The 18,202-nt window shown below is 69.3% G+C and carries 17 protein-coding genes and 1 pseudogene; 14 read left to right on the top strand and 4 right to left on the bottom strand.

The features are described 5' to 3' along the window. Positions 1-537 precede the first annotated feature (537 nt). From ABZV58_RS14020 to ABZV58_RS14010, 3 genes and pseudogenes are all read left to right on the top strand, one after another. A complete protein-coding gene (locus tag ABZV58_RS14020) occupies positions 538-1,419 on the top strand; it encodes a diiron oxygenase (protein ID WP_355000479.1) in 882 nt (293 codons plus the stop codon). Between the two features lie 13 nt (positions 1,420-1,432). Then, positions 1,433-1,612 (top strand): annotated as a pseudogene (locus ABZV58_RS14015) (ferredoxin family protein); the annotation flags it as partial. Between the two features lie 153 nt (positions 1,613-1,765). Continuing rightward, positions 1,766-2,809 (top strand): FAD-dependent oxidoreductase, encoded by a 1,044-nt coding sequence (locus ABZV58_RS14010; RefSeq protein ID WP_355000571.1) that lies wholly within the window; start codon positions 1,766-1,768, stop codon positions 2,807-2,809. Position 2,810: 1 nt separating this feature from the next. On the opposite strand, the gene ABZV58_RS14005 is transcribed toward ABZV58_RS14010, so the two are convergent. After that, on the bottom strand, positions 2,811-3,644 hold the full coding sequence (locus ABZV58_RS14005) for an SDR family oxidoreductase (protein ID WP_355000478.1): 834 nt from the start codon (positions 3,642-3,644) through the stop codon (positions 2,811-2,813). Continuing rightward, positions 3,641-5,248, bottom strand: a complete 1,608-nt coding sequence (locus tag ABZV58_RS14000; protein ID WP_355000477.1) for an aldehyde dehydrogenase family protein — start codon at positions 5,246-5,248, stop codon at positions 3,641-3,643. Before ABZV58_RS14000 ends, ABZV58_RS14005 begins: the two co-directional genes overlap by 4 nt. Before the next feature lie 145 nt (positions 5,249-5,393). Between ABZV58_RS14000 and ABZV58_RS13995 the strand changes: the two genes are divergently transcribed. Then, on the top strand, positions 5,394-6,692 hold the full coding sequence (locus tag ABZV58_RS13995; protein WP_355000476.1) for a helix-turn-helix domain-containing protein: 1,299 nt from the start codon (positions 5,394-5,396) through the stop codon (positions 6,690-6,692). A 6-nt stretch (positions 6,693-6,698) separates the two neighbouring features. Here ABZV58_RS13995 and ABZV58_RS13990 read toward each other — a convergent pair whose 3' ends face one another. Then, positions 6,699-6,947: a DUF2277 domain-containing protein gene (locus tag ABZV58_RS13990; protein ID WP_355000475.1), complete on the bottom strand. Its 249-nt coding sequence runs from the start codon at positions 6,945-6,947 to the stop codon at positions 6,699-6,701. A gap of 132 nt (positions 6,948-7,079) precedes the next feature. Between ABZV58_RS13990 and ABZV58_RS13985 the strand changes: the two genes are divergently transcribed. After that, complete coding sequence (locus tag ABZV58_RS13985; RefSeq protein WP_355000474.1) at positions 7,080-7,916, top strand: DUF1266 domain-containing protein; 837 nt, start codon at positions 7,080-7,082, stop codon at positions 7,914-7,916. 37 nt (positions 7,917-7,953) lie between these two features. On the opposite strand, the gene ABZV58_RS13980 is transcribed toward ABZV58_RS13985, so the two are convergent. Continuing rightward, positions 7,954-8,871: a hypothetical protein gene (locus ABZV58_RS13980; RefSeq protein ID WP_355000473.1), complete on the bottom strand. Its 918-nt coding sequence runs from the start codon at positions 8,869-8,871 to the stop codon at positions 7,954-7,956. A gap of 556 nt (positions 8,872-9,427) precedes the next feature. Here ABZV58_RS13980 and ftsH point away from each other — a divergent pair. From ftsH to panC, 9 genes are all read left to right on the top strand, one after another. Beyond that, entirely contained in the window at positions 9,428-11,836 is a 2,409-nt protein-coding gene (gene ftsH / locus ABZV58_RS13975; protein WP_355000472.1) for an ATP-dependent zinc metalloprotease FtsH, read from the top strand. A gap of 143 nt (positions 11,837-11,979) precedes the next feature. Further along, positions 11,980-12,594: a GTP cyclohydrolase I FolE gene (gene folE / locus ABZV58_RS13970; protein ID WP_355000570.1), complete on the top strand. Its 615-nt coding sequence runs from the start codon at positions 11,980-11,982 to the stop codon at positions 12,592-12,594. A 56-nt stretch (positions 12,595-12,650) separates the two neighbouring features. Beyond that, positions 12,651-13,478 carry a dihydropteroate synthase gene (gene folP, locus ABZV58_RS13965; protein WP_355000569.1) on the top strand — a complete coding sequence of 276 codons (828 nt, stop codon included), beginning with the start codon at positions 12,651-12,653 and terminating at the stop codon, positions 13,476-13,478. Further along, complete coding sequence (gene folB, locus ABZV58_RS13960) at positions 13,475-13,912, top strand: dihydroneopterin aldolase (protein WP_355000471.1); 438 nt, start codon at positions 13,475-13,477, stop codon at positions 13,910-13,912. Before folP ends, folB begins: the two co-directional genes overlap by 4 nt. Next, positions 13,909-14,457: a 2-amino-4-hydroxy-6-hydroxymethyldihydropteridine diphosphokinase gene (gene folK, locus ABZV58_RS13955; protein ID WP_355000470.1), complete on the top strand. Its 549-nt coding sequence runs from the start codon at positions 13,909-13,911 to the stop codon at positions 14,455-14,457. The genes folB and folK overlap by 4 nt, the downstream gene beginning before the upstream one ends. A 17-nt stretch (positions 14,458-14,474) precedes the next feature. Beyond that, on the top strand, positions 14,475-14,930 hold the full coding sequence (locus ABZV58_RS13950; RefSeq protein WP_355000568.1) for a DUF3180 domain-containing protein: 456 nt from the start codon (positions 14,475-14,477) through the stop codon (positions 14,928-14,930). Positions 14,931-15,000: 70 nt separating this feature from the next. Continuing rightward, entirely contained in the window at positions 15,001-16,026 is a 1,026-nt protein-coding gene (locus ABZV58_RS13945) for a DUF6779 domain-containing protein (RefSeq protein WP_355000469.1), read from the top strand. Between the two features lie 309 nt (positions 16,027-16,335). After that, positions 16,336-17,268 (top strand): DUF2520 domain-containing protein, encoded by a 933-nt coding sequence (locus ABZV58_RS13940; RefSeq protein ID WP_355000468.1) that lies wholly within the window; start codon positions 16,336-16,338, stop codon positions 17,266-17,268. Continuing rightward, positions 17,268-18,194 (top strand): pantoate--beta-alanine ligase, encoded by a 927-nt coding sequence (gene panC / locus ABZV58_RS13935; protein WP_355000467.1) that lies wholly within the window; start codon positions 17,268-17,270, stop codon positions 18,192-18,194. Before ABZV58_RS13940 ends, panC begins: the two co-directional genes overlap by 1 nt. Positions 18,195-18,202 lie beyond the last annotated feature (8 nt).

Genomic DNA, 18,202 nt, shown 5'->3' with positions numbered 1-18,202 from the left:
GCGAACTCAGTGACCGGACAGAAACCCCTCGCTGAGCGGCCGGACCCTGTTACGGCCGAAAAGAGTGATATTGATCACAAATTGCTGGGTTGTTGGTATAGCCGGAGTGACGGCGGTTGCCACCAGGCGCTCGCGCGGTGCGACATCCGGCACATACGGCGGAGGCGCTGTGATCGACGGCAAACCGCGATCACAGCGCGTCTCCGGACCGCCCGGGGGTTCCGGAGCAGTGGGAGTGTGCCCGTGGAGTCGACGGTGACTAACGCGGCATCGCCGTCCAGCGATGCGGTGTAGTGAGCCTCCGAGTGATCGGACATCACGGATCGGCGGAGCCGGTCCCGCTTTGCTGGCGGCCGCGGTGAAAGCGGCCGTCAGCACACGTTTTTTGGAGCTTGCGCCCGGCGGGCGCGGGCTCGAGCGATCCGGAGGCCCCCCGTGCCGCGAATTCTCTGACAAGCAACATGATTCGAGGAGAACAATGAAGTGCATCCTCTCCAGGGCGCAACAGTCGCTGCGACGGCGACTGGCACCGACCGCATGACCGGTCCCGACCATCCTGCCGCCGTCTACGACCGCCTTCTCGACTCGGCGCGACGTCTGTCGTTCGATCTGCGGGAGGCCGAAGTCGATGCCGCCGATCAGGATCGCTACGGGATGAGTCCGGAGTGGTCTCCGCTCTTCGGTACGCCGTCCTGGACGGACCTGACCGAATCGGCCAGAAAACATCTGACCAGGTGCGAGGCCTCGCACTTTCTCGGCGTCGCGATCTGGCTGGAGGTCGCGTTGCAGATCGTGCTGCTGCGGCGCGTCCACAACGTGGACCCGACAAGAGCCGATGTGAAATTCCTGTTCAACGAATGCGCCGACGAGAACCTGCACTCGCTGATGTTCGCCGAGGCCATCGAGCGGCTGGGGACCGGCCACTATCGCCTGGACCGTTCGATGGTCCTCGCCGGGTGGCTGTTTCGCACCTTCGCCTGGGACGAGATCGCCTATGCGATCGTGCTGGCGGGTGAGGAGGTCTTCGATGTCATGCAGCGTGATTGGATGCGCGACGACAGAGTCGCCGATACGGTGCGCCGGACGTCGTACGTGCACGTCGTCGAAGAGTCACGGCATATGTCGTTCGCGCGTCAGAAGATTCGCGACCATCTGGTGCGGGTGTCGCGGCCGAGACGCTTTGTCGGCACGATCGTCATCGCGATCGGCGCCCACGTCATCGCCAAAGGCATGATCAACAAGCGGATCTACCGCAGTGTCGGCCTGGACTGGTCGACCGTGCGCGCCGAGATCAGCCGGAACGAACACCACCGGATGATGTTCCGCCGCGCGGCGTCGCCACTGGTCGCGTTCCTCGACCGAGAGAAGTTGCTGAACGGACCCGCGCGATGGATCTATCGCAAATCCCACCTCCTGTGATCGGCGGGCACGGATGAGCCATGTCATTCTGGGACACTGTTGCAAGGACGCGTCCTGCGTCGAGGTGTGCCCTCGCGACTGCATCCGTCCCGTACCGGGGGACCCGCAGTTCGAATCGGTCGAACACCTCTATATCGACCCGAACAGCTGCATCGACTGTTCGGCGTGCGTCCCGGCCTGTCCGGCGGGGGCGATCAAAAGCGAAGGCGCGCTGAGTGATTCGGAACGCCGCTACGCCCGTCTGGCAGCCGAGTCCTTCGCGGCGATCGGCCCCGCGGGGCGCTTCGCAGGGCTCGGACTCCCGCAGGCTTTCCCGCGAACCGCGACGCCGTTGCGGATCGCCGTCGTGGGTGCCGGTGCCGCCGCCATGTACACCGTGCGTGAGCTGCTGCAACGATCCAGCACAATACGGATCACCGTCTTCGAGCAACGTGCGGAGATCGGCGGGTTGTTGCGTACCGCGGTGTCGCGGCAGCACGACGGGATCCGAGACATGGTCCGACTCTTCGACATCCCGTTCGGCGACGACAGGGTGACCGTACGGTTGAACGTCCGTGTGGGTGTCGACATCTCGATTCCCACGCTTCGACGCCAGTTCGACGCGGTGGTCCTGGCCGTCGGGGCGTCGCGGCCGCGGGAGATCGGAGCCGGGCGAATCCCGGACGTACACCAGGCGCTGTCGCTGCTGTCGGCGGTCAACAGCGCCCGGCCAGGCACACCGGTGTTGCCGCTCCGCGGTCCGGCGACGGTTGTCGTAGGTGGCGGCAACGTCGCGTTGGACGTCGTGGCGGCCATCGCGAGGGGGCGCGTTCTCACTCGTTCCGGCGGGCCGGTCACCCAGGTAACGGTCGTCGCGCGGTCCCCGGTCGGACGCCCGTCGTTCACGTTGTCCGCGCTCTACGAACTGGCCGAGCTGGACGCCACCATGACCGTCGCGCCCGCCTCGGAACTCGGCGACGCCTCCGACCCGGTCCAGCGCCTGCTGGCCGATCTGGCGCACCGTCCCGCCAGGTCGGCGGAGGGGCGACGGGCACGGTCGATCGTCCTGTCGTTCGGTCACGAGGTCACCTCCGTTCGCGCCGACGGTGACCGCATTCGGGTGGCGACCAGGGCGGGACGAACCTTCACCGCCGACTCGGTCGTGTGCGCCACCGGCTTCACCGTCGACCCGCCCGCCGGTATCCGGCTCGGTGATGGCGGCGTGGTCGCCAACCGGCACGGCAGAGTCGTCGCACCCGATACCGATGCGCCGATCGAGGGTTTGTACGTAGTCGGCTGGGCGAAACGTGGCGCCCGCGGCGGTGTCGGGGACAACCGGCGATGTGCCGCCGAGACCGTCGACCGGCTCGTCGCCGACTTGCTCGGCGCGGAAGCTGCGCAGGCCCCGTGATCTACACGCTTCTGGCGCGCTCCTCGTAGGCCTTGCGCTTCTCCGCGTCGACGTCGTCGAGGAACGCGTGGCTCGCGCCCAGCGCCCGCGCGATGCCGTCGCCGATCGCCTGCGGAAGCAGGCCGACGACCTGGGAGACGATCCCGGCCACCGCGGTGACCCTGACCTTCGAGCGCGGCGTCTCGATCAGCCCGACGATCGCGTCGGCGATCTCCTCCGGCTCGGCGGGACGCAGCAGCTTCGGCGCCGTCACGCCGGAGCCGAGCTCGGTGTTGGTCAGCGTCGGCAGCACCGAGGAGAAGCGCACGCCGGAGTCGCGGTACTCCTCGCGCAGGGTGTCGGTGAAGCCGAGCACCGCGTGCTTGCTCGCGTTGTAGGTGGCCAGCCCGGGGATGTGCGTCTCACCGGCGAGCGAGGCGATGTTGATGACGTGCCCGCTGCGGCGCGGCAGCATCCTGGCCAGTGCCAGCTTGGAGCCGAGGATCACGCCGTAGACGTTGATGTCCAGGATCCGGCGGGTGATCTGATCCGGCTCGTCGACCAGCCTGCCGGTCGGCATGATGCCCGCGTTGTTGATCAGCACGTCGATCGGGCCGACGGTGCGCTCGACCTCGTCGAGGAAGGACTCGAACGAGGTCGCGTCGGTGACGTCGAGCTTGCCGTACAGCTCGAAGTCGCGGGCCGATCCGGACTCCTTGACGGTGGTCTCGTCGACATCGCCGATCGCGATCTTGGCGCCGAGCGCCTGCAACGCGGTGGCGGTGGCCAGGCCGATGCCGCGGGCGCCGCCGGTGATGACGACGACTTTGCCTCGGATCTTCGCCGGGTCGGTCACTTGTTGTCTCCCTTGAGTTTCAGCAGTGCGGGGATGTCGATACGACGCAGGCCGCGCGCACCCGCGGCGCGCATGGCGCCGAGCGCGGTGAGCAGTTTGGAGTTCTGGTACGGGTACCAGAACAGTTCCTTCTGCAGGGTCGGCACCATCGGCTTGGTGATCGCCTGCTGGCGGCAGTACTTGCGCACGCCGTTGGCGCCGCCCCAGCGCGCGCCGACACCGGAAAGGCCCCAGCCGCCCATCGGCAGCGCGTAGCTGAACAGGTTGGCGAAGACGTCGTTGATGTTGACCGCGCCCGCGTTCAACTGGCGGGCGATGCGCTCGCCGCGGTCCTTGTCGCCGGTCCACACCGAGGCCGAGAGACCGTATACGGAGTCGTTGGCCAGCCGGATCGCCTCGGCCTCGTCGGCCACCTTCATCACGGGCAGCGTCGGGCCGAAGGTCTCCTCGGCGACGCACGACATGCTGTGGTCCACGTCGACGAGCACCGTCGGCTCGAAGAACGTGCCCTGGCCGGTGCGCTTGCCGCCGGTGAGCACCTTGGCGCCCGCCGCGACCGCCTCCTCGACGTGGCGCTGCACGATGTTGACCTGGTTCTCGTTGGCCAGCGCGCCCACGTCGTGCTTCAGCTCGCGGCCGTCGATGCCCTGGCGCAGCGCCTTGACATTGGCCGTGAGCTTGGCGACGAACTCGTCGTAGACCGGCGCCTCGACGTACACCCGCTCCACCGAGATGCAGACCTGACCCGCGTTGAACATGCCGCCGAACGCGATGCCGTGCGCCGCGCGATCGATGTCGGCGTCGGCGAGCACGATGGCCGGATCCTTGCCGCCGAGCTCGAGGCTGTACGGGATCATCCGCTCCACGCACGCCGCCGCGATCTTGCGGCCGGTGGCGGTGGACCCGGTGAACTGGATGTAATCGGCATTGCCGACCACCGCCGCGCCGGTCTCACCCGCGCCGGTGACGACGGCGAACACCGGCGGCGCGCCGATTTCCCGCCAGCCCCTTGCCAATTCGAGCGCGGACAACGGGGTCACCTCGGACGGCTTGAGAACCACCGCCGCGCCCGCGGCCAGCGCCGGGATCACGTCCATCACCGGCATGGCCAGCGGGAAGTTCCACGGGGTGATCACGCCGACCACCGGGTACGGGCGGTACGCCGTCGTGAGCTTCTTGACCCGAGCCAGCGGGCTGTGCGGCGAGGGGTGGTCGTCGGCGAGGAACTTGGCCGCGCGGCGGGCGTAGTAGCCGATCAGGTCGGCGCCGAAGGACGGATCGATGAGGGCGTCGGCGCGCGGCTTGGAGGTCTCCGACTGGAGCACGTCGGCGAGGTGCTCGGTGTTGTCGATCAGCCAGTCCTGCAGTTTCAGCAGCCATTCCTTACGGCCGTCGGGGCCGATGGCCTCCCACTCCGGCTGGTAGAGCCGCAATTCGCGCACCGTGGCCGCGACCTCGTCGGCGCTCTGCCCCGGCACCGTGCCGACGATCTGGCCGGTGCCGGGATTGCGCACCTCGATGACGGTCGGCGCGTCCTTCTTGGCGGCTGGTTTGCGCGCGGACGCCTTCTTCGCCGCGCTCGGCGCGGACTCGGTGTTGGTCACTGCTGTTCTCCCACTGCCCTCGTGCGCGTCGCGGTGCTCGCTGCCGAGTCGCGTCGGCGCTGTGAATCAGCTCACTGAACTATGATCGTGACACAATGACCGGGGAGTTTCTTGGCCAATTTTGTCAACTGGATCGGGTCTGATTGTGTCGAAAGTACAAAGCGGCGCGGCCGAATCGGCGGTCCGCATCGGACCGAACAGCGCGGTGGTGCGCGACTGGCTGGCCGACTACGTCTTCGAGACGATGCGCACCGAGACGCTGGAGCAGGTGGTGGAGCGGCTCGACAACGCGATCGTCGCGCGCGTGCCCGAATTGGCCGATCGCGACATGAGCCGCGACCTCGCCGCCAGCACCCGCGCCCACGCCAGGACCATGCTGAGCGGATTGACCAGCGACACCTTCGAACTGGCGCTACCCGAGGAGGCGCACGCCTTCGCGCGCACCATCGCGCGCCGCGGCTTCGACCTGCGCCTGCTGCTGCGCACCTACCACGTGGGCATGGAGGCGGTGCTCGACTACATGACCGACGCCGTCGAGCAGCGCGACGTGCCGCAGGAGATCGAGCGCGCCGTCATGCTCCGGCTGTTCGATCGGTCGACGAAATGGGTCAGCATGTCGGTGGAACTGCTCACCGACACCTATATGGAAGAGCGCGAGCGAGTGCTGCGCGCCGCGCTGAACCGCCGCACCGAGACGGTGCACGCGCTGCTGTCCGGCGAGGAGATGGACGGCGACCAGGCCTCGATCCGGCTCGGCTACCGGCTCGCGCAGCAGCACCTCGCCTTCGTGCTGTGGACCGACGCGTCCGAACCCGGCGGCGACGGCGAGTCGACCGGGCTGCTCGACCGCGCGGCCGCGCGGGTGGCCGCCGAACTCGGCGGCGCCAGGCTGCTCACCGTGCCGTCCGGAGCGAGCGGGATGTGGGCGTGGCTCGGCCTCGAGGACGCGGCGCAGGCCGCCGACCTCGCCGTGCCCGGCAGGCTGGAGCGATTGCTCGCCGCGCACGTCGACGCGCCGGTGCGGGTCGCTTTCGGGGTGCCCGCGGCGCGGGCGGGCGGCTTTCGCGCGAGCCACCGCGAGGCGGTCGCGGCGCGGCACGTCGCCGAGCTCGCCCCCGGCGGCGGTTCGCGCGTCACCGCCTATCGCGATGTCGAGATCGCCTATCTCGCCGGAACCGACGAGACGGCCATGCGCGGCCTGATCCGCCGCGAACTGCGCGAGCTGGCCGGCGCCGACGCCAACGCCGTCCGATTACGCCGGACTCTGCACGCCTACCTGGCAAGCCACCGCAGCCCGGAGGCCACGGCGAAACTGCTCGGCGTGCACAAGAACACCGTCCGCTACCGGATCCAGCGGATCGAGGAACTGCTCGGCCATCCGATCGAGCAGCGCAGTCTGCCGCTGGAGGTGGCCCTGGCCTGCGTCGAGGCCTACGGGGTCTGAATCCGCTCAGTCCACCTCGGCGCGCCGCACCGCGGGTTCGGTGGACGGCGCGATCGTGGTGTCCGGCAGCTCGTCGAGCAGGGTCGTCGTCGCCGCCGCGATGGTCGCCACGGCCTTGTCGACGGCCGCTTTGGTCGTGCTGCTGAGGCCGGACACCCCACCGACCTTGCGCACGTACTGCAGTGCGGCAGCATAGATTTCCTGCTCGGTAGCGGCAGGCTCCAGGCCACGCAGGACGGTGATGCTCTTACACATGCGTGCACATTAGCCCTCCACCCGCCGATGCGGCAGGCCAAGAAACAAGGGAACTGAAAATCGCCCGTCTACTCGTGGGCGCGTCGGCGATAAGCACGGCCGCGGGTCGCTCCATGGGGAACAATCGGAGGCATGCCTGCCCGCGGTATACCAACGTTGACGACCTTCCCCTACGAAGAGCTCGACAAGCGGGAAGAGGACCACTGGTCCGGGGCCGCGATATCCGACGACGAGCTGCGCGCTCTCGCGCTCGGCGGCTTCTACTCGGCCCGCTGGGACGCTTTCCACGACGCCCTGCTGCTCGGGCCCGAGCGGGAACATCCGCTCGGCGACCGCAGGGAGCTGGCCATCGACACCCTGACCGGAGCGTGGGGCATCACCGACGGCACCGAGGCGCAGGCCTCGATGGAGCAGTTGCTAAACGGCATGCACGCCCCCCTCTACGCGATGGTGCACCCGCTCGTCATGGCCTCGATCAACGCCAGCGAGCGCGACCGCTTCGGCGAGCGCGCCGACCGGCACCGCGCGTTCCTGCGCCAGGTCGGCGCGTTCCGCGGCATGGACAACCCGGAGGCGCTGGTCCGCGACTACGACATCTGGTCGCAGGCCATCAAGATCGGCTTCACCGACCACCTGGCCCGCCCGCTGCCGACCGATATCCACGCCTGGGACCTGGCCCGCGTCGTCGCGGTCGCCAGGATGGCCTTCACTGCCGGTTATCTGGAAGCCGAAGTGGCCTGGGGTTATCTCATGCGCGCGCTGCCGCTGGCCCAGCGCAAGTACCGGAACTGGCGTCAGTTCGGCGACGCCTACCTCGCCGGCTGGACCTACTGGCAGGCCTGCGAAGACCTCGCCGAACTCAAGAACGGCGGCGTCGACCGGCGCATGGAACTGCTCCGCCTCTGGACCCGTCCCACCAGCCCGTGGCGCCGCATCGCGCTGAACGAGAAGGCCCCGGATCAGGGCTGACCGATCCGACTCCTCGGCCTCCCGCCGCCGCGCGAGGCTAGGGAGTCGCGACGGAATCCGGCAGCGAGCGCAGAATCCCGCGCCCGTAGCGCTGGAACTGGCCGTCGTCGACCATGCCGAGCGAATGTCGCTCGACGAGCAGCTCCCACTCCGAATACAGCTGTGCCACACCGGGATCCGCGGGTCCGGCCGCGCCGTCCGCGGAATCGCGGCGGACCGCGAAGTTCACCGCGCAGGCGACCCGCTCGATGTCGGCGCGATCGGTGCCGGTGAAACGCAGGGTGATGTTGCCGTCGTGCACTTCCACGCTGGTCTCGCCGCGCGCGCCGATCTCGCCGGGCGCGGTCGGCGCGCCCTCGGTGGACCTGGCCCACAGCACCGCGGGGATCGGCAGCTCGTGCGCGTACCGCTCGCCGGGGCCGATCGAGACGAACAGCAGGCGACCGGTGGTGACGGCGAGCAGTCCGGGCCCGGTGCCCGCGGGCGGGTGCGCCACGGTGACCGCGGTCTCCAGGACGTATTCGTCGGCCGTCACGTAACGATGCAGAGCGGCTATCGCCGACCTGGCCTCGCGGCGCGGCGCCATCCTGCGCACCGCTCGCTCCACGTCCGCGCGCGTCGGGCCGGTCTTCGTCCAGGTCGGCGCGGGCGGGTTCAGATCGGGCGCCGCGACATCGATGCGCTGGGCCGCCATGATCTGGTCGTTGATCCGCTCCACGATCTCGCTCGCCGCGGGCACGTCGTGCTCGGCGATCAGCACCGGAAGCGGGGTGCGGTCGGCGGGCACGCCGGTCAGCACCGGGGTGGGATAACGCAAGTAGATCTCGATGACGACGGCGTCGTCCGCTCGCCGGCTGAGCCGGACCTTGAGCAGATCGGTGACCGGCACGTCGAGAACGCGCTCGCCCTCGCTGCCCGGACGCAAGACGATCAGCCGTCCGCGACCGTGGCGCACAATCGCTGTGGGTGTCCGTAGCTCGACTATGTCCATACCCCCTGCGCTCTGTCCGATGTGCGGGTTACCCACGGGTCCGAAGTGCGGCTTTCCCGTGATCCTTCTCGGTTTCGCGAGCCGTCACCTCGGTGCCGTGAGCTCGCGCGCCGCGTTCGTGTCGTGGTGACGCGAGCCACTGCCTCGTTGCCTGTCGGCTCGCGTTGTCTTGCCCAGTTGTCCGGTGCTCGCGAGGGCTCGCCTCCGCGGCCTCTCGTTCGCGCCGGATGTTGTGTCGTCGCTCACGATAGGCCGAACATGCCATGATTGTGACCACTCGAGGGAAACCGGAGCGAGGAATCGGGAACCACCGTGGTCCTCCGACCGTTTACTTGTCGAACTGCACCAACTGCCGAACTGCGCGATGTATCGAGTAGACCGTACGCGGTAACGTGGCTTGTCCGCATCCGAACCCTCCCGGAATCGGGTAGGACCGGGCGGAATGCAACACGACGCGCCCGACGTTTCGCTAGGCAGAACCGGAGACACCGGAAAGGACTGGCCGCCCGGCCTACGCTCTATGAACCGCAAGACAGTGTTCCGCACCCTGGCCATAGTCTCGGGCATCTTGCTCGTGATCTATGCGTTCAGCTATTTCGGCAATGACACGCGCGGCTGGAAGAGCGTCGACACCTCGGTGGCGTTGAGCCAGCTGGACGACAAGGGCAACGTCAAGAACGTCCAGATCGACGACCGCGAGCAGCAGCTGCGGATCGAGCTGAACAACGGTAACGACGCGACCGACGGCCAGAACAAGATCCTCGCGAAGTACCCGGGCGGCAGTGAGACCTCGGCGCAGATCTTCGCCGCCGTGCAGAAGTCGGGCGCTCCGTACAACACGGTGGTCAAGCAGGAGAGCTGGTTCACCCAGATCCTGCTGTTCGTGCTGCCGATGGTGATCCTGCTCGGCCTGTTCATCTTCGTGATGGCCCGTATGCAGGGCGGTGGCCGCGGCGGCATGATGGGCTTCGGCAAATCGAAGGCCAAGCAGCTGTCCAAGGACATGCCCAAGACCACGTTCGCGGACGTCGCGGGCGCCGACGAGGCCGTCGAAGAGCTCTACGAGATCAAGGACTTCCTGCAGAACCCGGTGCGCTACCAGACGCTGGGCGCGAAGATCCCCAAGGGCGTTCTGCTCTACGGTCCGCCCGGCACCGGTAAGACGCTGCTCGCGCGCGCAGTCGCGGGCGAGGCGGGTGTGCCCTTCTTCACCATTTCCGGCTCGGACTTCGTCGAGATGTTCGTCGGCGTCGGCGCCTCCCGCGTGCGCGACCTGTTCGAGCAGGCCAAGCAGAACAGCCCCTGCATCATCTTCGTCGACGAGATCGACGCGGTCGGCCGCCAGCGCGGCGCGGGCCTCGGCGGCGGTCACGACGAGCGCGAGCAGACGCTGAACCAGCTGCTCGTCGAGATGGACGGCTTCGGCGACCGCACCGGCATCATCCTGATCGCCGCGACCAACCGCCCCGACATCCTCGACCCCGCGCTGCTGCGCCCCGGCCGCTTCGACCGGCAGATCCCGGTCGGCAACCCCGACCTGGCGGGCCGCCGCGCGATCCTGCGGGTGCACTCGCAGGGCAAGCCGATCTCCACCGAGGCCGATCTGGACGGTCTCGCCAAGCGCACCGTCGGCATGTCCGGCGCGGATCTGGCGAACGTCATCAACGAGGCCGCGCTGCTCACCGCGCGCGAGAACGGCGCGGTCATCACGGGTGAGGCGCTGGAAGAGTCGGTCGATCGCGTGATCGGCGGCCCGCGCCGCAAGAGCCGCGTCATCAGCGAGCACGAGAAGAAGATCACCGCCTACCACGAGGGCGGCCACACCCTCGCGGCCTGGGCGATGCCCGACATCGAGCCGGTCTACAAGGTCACCATCTTGGCCCGCGGTCGCACCGGCGGCCACGCCATGACGGTGCCCGAGGACGACAAGGGCCTGATGACCCGCTCGGAGATGATCGCCCGCCTGGTCATGGCGATGGGCGGCCGCGCGGCCGAGGAGCTGGTTTTCCACGAGCCGACCACCGGCGCGTCCTCCGATATCGACCAGGCCACCAAGATCGCTCGCGCGATGGTCACCGAGTACGGCATGAGCGCGCGCCTCGGCGCGGTCCGCTACGGCCAGGAGCAGGGCGACCCGTTCCTCGGCCGGTCCATGGGCATGGGCTCGGACTACTCGCACGAGGTCGCCCGCGAGATCGACGAGGAGGTGCGCAACCTCATCGAGGCCGCGCACACCGAGGCGTGGGCGATTCTGAACGAGTACCGCGACGTGCTCGACGTGCTGGCCACCGCGCTCCTGGAGCGCGAGACCCTGCACCGCAAGGATCTCGAGGAGCTCCTGGCCGCGGTGGAGAAGCGCCCGAGGATCACCGCGTTCAACGACTTCGGCGAGCGCGTCCCCTCGGACAAGCCACCGGTGAAGACGCCGGGCGAGCTGGCCGCCGAGCGCGGCGAGGCCTGGCCGCCGGAGCCGGTGCAGCCCTCGCTGGCCGCCGCCACGCGAGAGGCCGTGCCCGCCAACGGTTATCCGCAACAGGGTGACCGCCAGGCCGAGCCGCAGTACGGCTACCCCAGCCAGCCCGCGACCGGCGGCTACCCGAGTCCGCACGCGCCGACCCAGGCGTACCCGCGCCAGGGCGGCACGCACGGCTCGCGCCCGGACTACGGCGCCCCGGCCGGTTGGTCGGCGCCGGGCTGGCCGCCGCGGGAGGAACCGCAGCAGCCCGCCGGACAGTCCGGCTACGGCGGCGGTTGGAGCGGCCAGGGTGAGTCCCGGCACGGCTACCAGCCGTGGAGCAGCCCGCAGCAGGGCGGTTCCGGCCAGGAGCACGGCGGCTACGACAACGGCGGCTACGAGGAGCCGGGTCGTCCGAGCCAGCGCGGCGAGGGCGAGAACCACGAGTGGGATGGACCGAACGGACGGCGCTGAGCGGGCGCCGATTACGCTCGACCATCGGGGTGCCGAGTGATTGCCGGCGCCCGAGATTTTGGAGGTGTCCTCGATTGTCGGCCAATCATCATGCCGTCGGCTCGGCGCTCAATGGTCGCGACGAGGTCGAGCGCAACGGTTCCGTGCCTGCGTCGACTCGGCCTGAACTGCGCGCGCTGGAGACGGGTCGGCCGTTCGACCAGGATCGGGCCGAAGCCGCGGTCCGGGAATTGCTGATAGCGATCGGCGAGGACCCGGACCGCCCCGGCCTGATCGAGACGCCCGCCCGCGTGGCCCGGGCCTACCGGGAGACCTTCGCCGGGCTCTACCAGGAGCCGGACGCGGTGCTGAACACCACGTTCGACGAGGGGCACCAGGAACTCGTGCTGGTGCGCGACATCCCGATGTACTCCACCTGCGAGCATCACCTGGTGTCCTTCCACGGCGTCGCCCACGTCGGGTACATCCCCGGCGAGCACGGCCGGGTCACCGGGTTGTCCAAGCTAGCCAGACTGGTCGACCTCTACGCCAAGCGCCCGCAGGTACAGGAGCGACTGACCAGCCAGATCGCCGACGCGATCATGCGCAAACTGGAACCGCGCGGCGCGATCGTCGTGGTGGAGGCCGAGCACCTGTGCATGGCGATGCGCGGCATCCGCAAGCCGGGCGCGAGCACCACCACCTCGGCCGTGCGCGGACTGTTGCAGACCAACGCCGCCTCGCGCGCCGAGGCACTCGATCTGATCCTGCGCGGGTGAGGGAGGACGCGGTGTCCGGTCACGTCATCGCACGCGACGGTCGTCGCTGCGTGGTGATGGGCGTCGTGAACGTCACCAGCGATTCGTTCTCCGACGGCGGCCGCTACCTCGATCCCGGGCTTGCCATCGAGCACGGGGTCCAGCTGTACCGGGCCGGCGCCGACATCATCGACGTCGGCGGCGAGTCGACCAGGCCCGGCGCGGATCGCGTCGATCCGGAGACCGAGGCGGCCAGGGTCGCGCCGGTCATCCGCGGGCTGGTCGCGGCCGGCGTGCCGACCAGCGTGGACACCATGCGAGCGAGCGTCGCCGAGGCCGCGCTCGGCGCCGGCGTGTCGGTGATCAACGACGTATCCGGCGGGCGTGCCGATCCCGATATGGTGAAAGTCGTTGCCGCAGCGCAAGTTCCGTGGATTCTCATGCACTGGCGGGCGGGCGCCGACTACCGGCACACCGGTCCGGCCGATCACTACGACGACGTCGTCACCGAGGTGCGCGCCGAACTGAACGCGCAAGTCGAGACCGCCGTCGCCGCGGGCGTCGACCCGTCCCGGCTGATCCTGGACCCCGGCCTCGGCTTCGCCAAGAACGCCGACCACAACTGGGCGCTGCTCGCCGCGCTGCCCGACTTCGTCGCCGACGGCCTTCCGGTGCTGATCGGCGCCTCGCGCAAACGCTTCCTCGGCGCCCTGCTCGCCGACACCGACGGTCCGCGGCCGCCGGACGGCAGGGAGGTCGCCACCGCCACGGTCTCCGCGTTGGCCGCATTGCACGGCGCCTGGGGTGTTCGCGTGCACGACGTGCGCGCCTCCTTGGACGCGATCGCCGTCACCGACGCCTGGCAGCGCGCCGCCCGGCCGAATTCGCGAGGAGCGCAGGAATGAATCCGTCCACGGCGCCGGTGACCCACGAGGGCCGACCGGGGGAGCACCGCGGCCTGCCGTCCGGTCCCGACCGGATCGAACTACGCGGGCTGCGCGCCTTCGGGAACCACGGGGTCTTCGAGCACGAGCGCCGCGACGGCCAGGAGTTCGTCGTCGATCTCACTGTCTGGGTGGATTTCGCGACGGCCGCGGCCTCCGACGACTTGGCCGCGACGGTGGACTACGGCGCGCTGGCCGAACGCGCGGTGCGGATCGTGCAGGGCCCGCCGCGCAATCTGATCGAGACGGTGGTCTCCGAGATCGCCGACGACGTGATGACCGATCCGCGCATCCGCGCTGTGGAAGTGGTGGTGCACAAGCCGTCCGCGCCGATTCCGCACACCTTCGCCGATGTCCGCGTGGTGACCGCACGCGTGCGCGAGGGCGCCGAATGAGTCGCGCCGTCCTGTCGATCGGCTCGAACATCGGGGATCGTCTGGCGCACCTGCGCAGCGTCGTGGACGGGCTCGAGCAGCGGGTCGTCGCGGTGTCGGCGGTGTACTCGACCGCGCCGTGGGGCGGTGTCGATCAGGACGATTTCCTCAATGCCGTTGTGCTGGTGGACGATCCGGAGCTGGATTGTCGCGGCTGGTTGCGCACGGGCCAGGAATTCGAGCGGGCCGCGCACCGGGTCCGCGAAGTGCGCTGGGGCGCACGAACACTCGATGTGGACGTGGTGTGGTGCGCCGAACCCGGTCCGTCGGGGCTCGTCCCGTGCGTCAGCGCTGATCCGGAGCTGACGCTGCCGCACCCGCAGGCGCACAACCGGGCCTTCGTGCTGATCCCGTGGCTGGACGTGGAACCCGAGGCGCGACTGTCGGTCGCGGGGGACGACCGGCCGATCCGGGAATGGCTCGCCGCGCTCGACGCCGACGAGCGGGCCGGTGTGCACCGGACCGAGCTGTCGCTGCACCGGACCGCAGGGGGAGCCACATCGTGAAGCTCAAACCGACCCGGATGCTCGACCTCGGGGCCAACGTGCTGATCGCGGCGGTCGTCGCGTGGATCGCCACCAGGATCGCCTACGCGAATTTTCCCCCGATCTCGATCTACGCGGGCGCCTCCCTGTATCCGGTGGCCGCCATCGAGGTGGTGCTCGCCTTCCTCATCCGGGCCAGGGTCAGCGACCACCAGATCGGCGACGGAAGCAATCAGCTGCATCCGATCACCGCCGCCCGCGCGGTCGCTTTGGCGAAGGCCTCGCTGCAAGTGGGCTCGATCGCCGCCGGCGTCTGGCTCGGCTTCCTGTGCTGGGTCTTCCCACAGCGCGGCACCCTGCGGGCGGCCGCCGCCGATTCGCCGGGCGCGGTCGTCGGCATGTTCGCGGGGGTGGCGCTGGTCGCCGCCGCGCTGTGGCTCGAGTATTGCTGCAGGGCTCCCGAGGAGCCGCCGGACGAATCAGCTACTACATAGCAAATCTTCTGAATGGAAGCAGCGGACCGTTTTCTGGGCGTACCGCGCCAACCCCGCTACCCTGGCGTGCATGGTTTCACCCTCCCGTAGCAGCACTTCCCGTCCACGGCGGGATCAGGCGGGAAAATTGTTCGTCGGCGCTTTGATTCTGCTCGGTCTGATTGCCAGTGTTTTCCTGGTCTTCAGCAACAGCTTGCAGTTCACCAGGATCGGTCTGATCGCCGCACTGTGGGCCGCCGCGATCGGCGCGCTCGCCGCGACGAAGTACCGCAAAGACGCCGATGTCGACAAAGCGAAGGTGCGTGACCTGCAAACGGTCTACGAACTTCAGCTCGAGCGGGAGATCACCGCGCGCCGCGAATACGAGCTCGGCGTCGAGTCGAGGGTGCGCGAGGAAGTCGGCGCCGACGCCGCGGAACTGGCCGCGCTGCGCGCCGAGCTGACGGTGTTGCGGCAGAGTCTGCAGCGCCTCTTCGACGGCGATCTGCCGATGGATCGGCCCGCGCTGCGCGCCGACGCCACCCGAATCCAGGAGTTGCCGAGCGCGTACGGCGATCCGGCGAACGATAGCTCCGCGAATGCCGACGGGTGGGTCGGTCCGCTTGGACAGCAACCGCGCAGCGCGGTCACCCCGGTCTTCGTTCCCGATCATCCGGAGCCCCCGGTCTTCGCGAGCCCGTTCGACGAGCCCGTCACCGCGGAGACCGCGATCGTCTCGCCCGACGACTTCCCCGAGGACGACGACTACGCGGACGCCGAGTACGCGAACTCCGGGTACGCCGACGGCGACTACCCGACCGACCCGCCGACCGCCCCCGCGGGCTGGTCGGACGCCTTCACCGACCCCGCCGAACGTGAAGAACCGCAAGCCGAGCCGTCCGTCCCGCTCCGCCTTCCGCCGTTGGAAGAGGACGCCGCCCCGCGCCCGATGATCCCGCCCCTACCCACCCCGCACGCGACACCGACCGTCGGCACCGCCAGCTCCCGCCGTCGCCGCCGCGTCGATCCCGACACCGACTCCGTCAATGCCTCCCGCCGACTATCGGTCGCCGAGATCATGGCCAACCTGCAATCCGAACAGAACGGCCGCGGCTAGCCCGGCCCAAACGCACGTCTCAGACGCTAGCCACCACCTCCAGGCGAGTCTTACGAGCCGTTCGCGGCCGTCTCGCTTCCGAGCGGTCGAGACGCATGCGCCCCGCGCGAGTCTCGACCGCTCGGAAGCGAGACATAAGGGGCCGCGAACCCCGCGCGCGCCAGCGCGCCGAAAACACTGTTCGTTAAATCACGTCCCGGGGCCATGGCATCGGCAAACTTCGGGCCGATATCCTCGACCTCGTAACGTCTGGTACCCGCGGTGCGGGACTGGAACGACATCGAGAGGACAGTGTTGACCTCGAGAAGCGTGACTTCTGACAACGCGGCTTCGGGCTTCGACCCTGCGCCCGCACGCCTGACGGTGGGAATCGTCTCGGCGGGACGCGTGGGTTCCGCGCTCGGCGCCGCGCTCGAGCGAGCCGGGCACGTGGTGTTCGGCGTCGCCGCCATTTCCGACGCCTCCAAGCATCGGGCTCGGCTCCGGCTGCCCGATTCCGAGATCCTGCCGACCGAGGAGGTCGCAGCGCGCAGCGAGTTGTTGCTGCTCGCGGTGCCCGACAGCGAGTTGGCCGGACTGGTGCGCGGCTTGGCGAGCGCGGGCGTGGTCCGCCCGGGCACCATCGTGGTGCACACCTCGGGCGCCAACGGCGTCGGCGTGCTCGCGCCGCTGGTCGAGGTCGGCGCGCTGCCGCTGGCCATCCACCCCGCGATGACCTTCACCGGCCACGACGAGGACGTCAGCAGGCTGGGCAACGCCTGCTTCGGCATCACCGCCGCCGACGACATCGGCTACGCGATCGCGCAGTCGCTGGTGATCGAGATGGGCGGCGAACCGGTGCGGGTCTCCGAGGAGAACCGCGCGCTGTACCACGCGGCGCTCGCGCACGGCAGCAACCATCTGGTGACCGTGGTTCTGGACGCGGTGGAAGCGTTGCGCGAGGCGCTGTCCGGTCCGGGGCTGCTCGGTCAGCAGATCGTGGACGACCAGCCCAACGGACTCGCCGAGCGCCTGCTCGCCCCGCTCGCGTCGGCCGCGCTGGACAACGCGCTGCGCCGCGGCCAGTCCGCGCTGACCGGCCCCGTCGCCCGCGGCGACGCCGACGCCGTCGCGACGCATCTCGCGGCGCTCGAGGCCACCGACGAGCGGCTCGCCGCCGGCTATCGAGCCATGTCGCTGCGCACCGCCGAGCGCGCCAAGACCAACCCCGCCCTGATCGAGCTTCTGGAAGGACGCCGTTGATGGATCCGAAATTGCGCGGCGCCTACAAGCCGGGCGAACTCACCGTGCACCACGATCCGACCGTGGTCGCCGCCGTCGCGAAGGCCTTGCGCGGCGTCGGCCGCACCATCGGCCTGGTGCCGACCATGGGCGCGCTGCACGAGGGTCACCTGGAGATCGTGCGCCGCGCGAAGCGGACCAACCAGGTGGTCGTCGTCTCGATCTTCGTGAACCCGCTGCAGTTCGGCGCGAACGAGGATCTGGACAAGTACCCGCGCACCTTGGACGCCGACGTGGAGCTGCTGCGCGCCGAGGGCGTCGACCTGGTGTTCGCCCCGAGCGTGTCCGACATGTACCCCGACGGTCCGCGCACCACGGTGCATCCCGGGCCGATCGGCGCGGAGCTGGAGGGCGCGAGCCGTCCGACGCATTTCGCGGGCATGCTGACCGTGGTGGCCAAGCTGCTCCAGATCGCCCGTCCCAGCGAGGCGTTCTTCGGCGAGAAGGACTACCAGCAGCTCACGCTGATCCGGCAGATGGTGCGCGACTTGAACTTCGACGTGAAGATCGTCGCGGTGCCGACCGTGCGCGAGCAGGATGGTCTCGCGCTCTCCTCGCGCAACCGCTACCTGGATCCGGCGCAGCGGGAGGCCGCGCTCGCCCTCTCCGCGGCGCTGTCGGCGGGCAGGCATGCGGGCGGTCTCGGCGCCGATGGCGTGCTCGCCGCCGCCCGCGCCGTGCTCGATGCCGCGACCGGCGTCGATGTCGATTACCTCGAACTGCGCTCCTCGACCCTCGGCCCGGTCCCGGCCTCCGGCAACGCCCGGTTGCTCGTGGCCGCGAAGGTCGGCGCCACCCGGCTCATCGACAACATCGCCGTCACCCTCGGCGCTCCGATCGACGGCCACCCGAATCTCGAATCCCAGCCGGCACCGGCAGCTTTCTAGAAAGGCGA

Source organism: Nocardia sp. NPDC004654, from assembly GCF_040609595.1.
In the GTDB taxonomy this organism is placed as follows: Bacteria; Actinomycetota; Actinomycetes; order Mycobacteriales; family Mycobacteriaceae; genus Nocardia.
This window is presented reverse-complemented; position numbering and strand designations above follow the sequence as displayed.

Excerpts from the sequence above, each read along its gene's own strand:
- ftsH (WP_355000472.1), top strand. The coding sequence starts at position 9,428 with ATGAACCGCAAGACAGTGTTCCGCACCCTGGCCATAGTCTCGGGCATC.
- ABZV58_RS13945 (WP_355000469.1), top strand. The coding sequence starts at position 15,001 with ATGGTTTCACCCTCCCGTAGCAGCACTTCCCGTCCACGGCGGGATCAG.
- ABZV58_RS13950 (WP_355000568.1), top strand. The coding sequence starts at position 14,475 with ATGCTCGACCTCGGGGCCAACGTGCTGATCGCGGCGGTCGTCGCGTGG.
- folK (WP_355000470.1), top strand. The coding sequence starts at position 13,909 with ATGAGTCGCGCCGTCCTGTCGATCGGCTCGAACATCGGGGATCGTCTG.
- ABZV58_RS14020 (WP_355000479.1), top strand. The coding sequence starts at position 538 with ATGACCGGTCCCGACCATCCTGCCGCCGTCTACGACCGCCTTCTCGAC.
- ABZV58_RS13990 (WP_355000475.1), bottom strand. The coding sequence starts at position 6,947 with ATGTGTAAGAGCATCACCGTCCTGCGTGGCCTGGAGCCTGCCGCTACC.
- ABZV58_RS13985 (WP_355000474.1), top strand. The coding sequence starts at position 7,080 with ATGCCTGCCCGCGGTATACCAACGTTGACGACCTTCCCCTACGAAGAG.
- folP (WP_355000569.1), top strand. The coding sequence starts at position 12,651 with ATGGGCGTCGTGAACGTCACCAGCGATTCGTTCTCCGACGGCGGCCGC.
- panC (WP_355000467.1), top strand. The coding sequence starts at position 17,268 with ATGGATCCGAAATTGCGCGGCGCCTACAAGCCGGGCGAACTCACCGTG.
- folB (WP_355000471.1), top strand. The coding sequence starts at position 13,475 with ATGAATCCGTCCACGGCGCCGGTGACCCACGAGGGCCGACCGGGGGAG.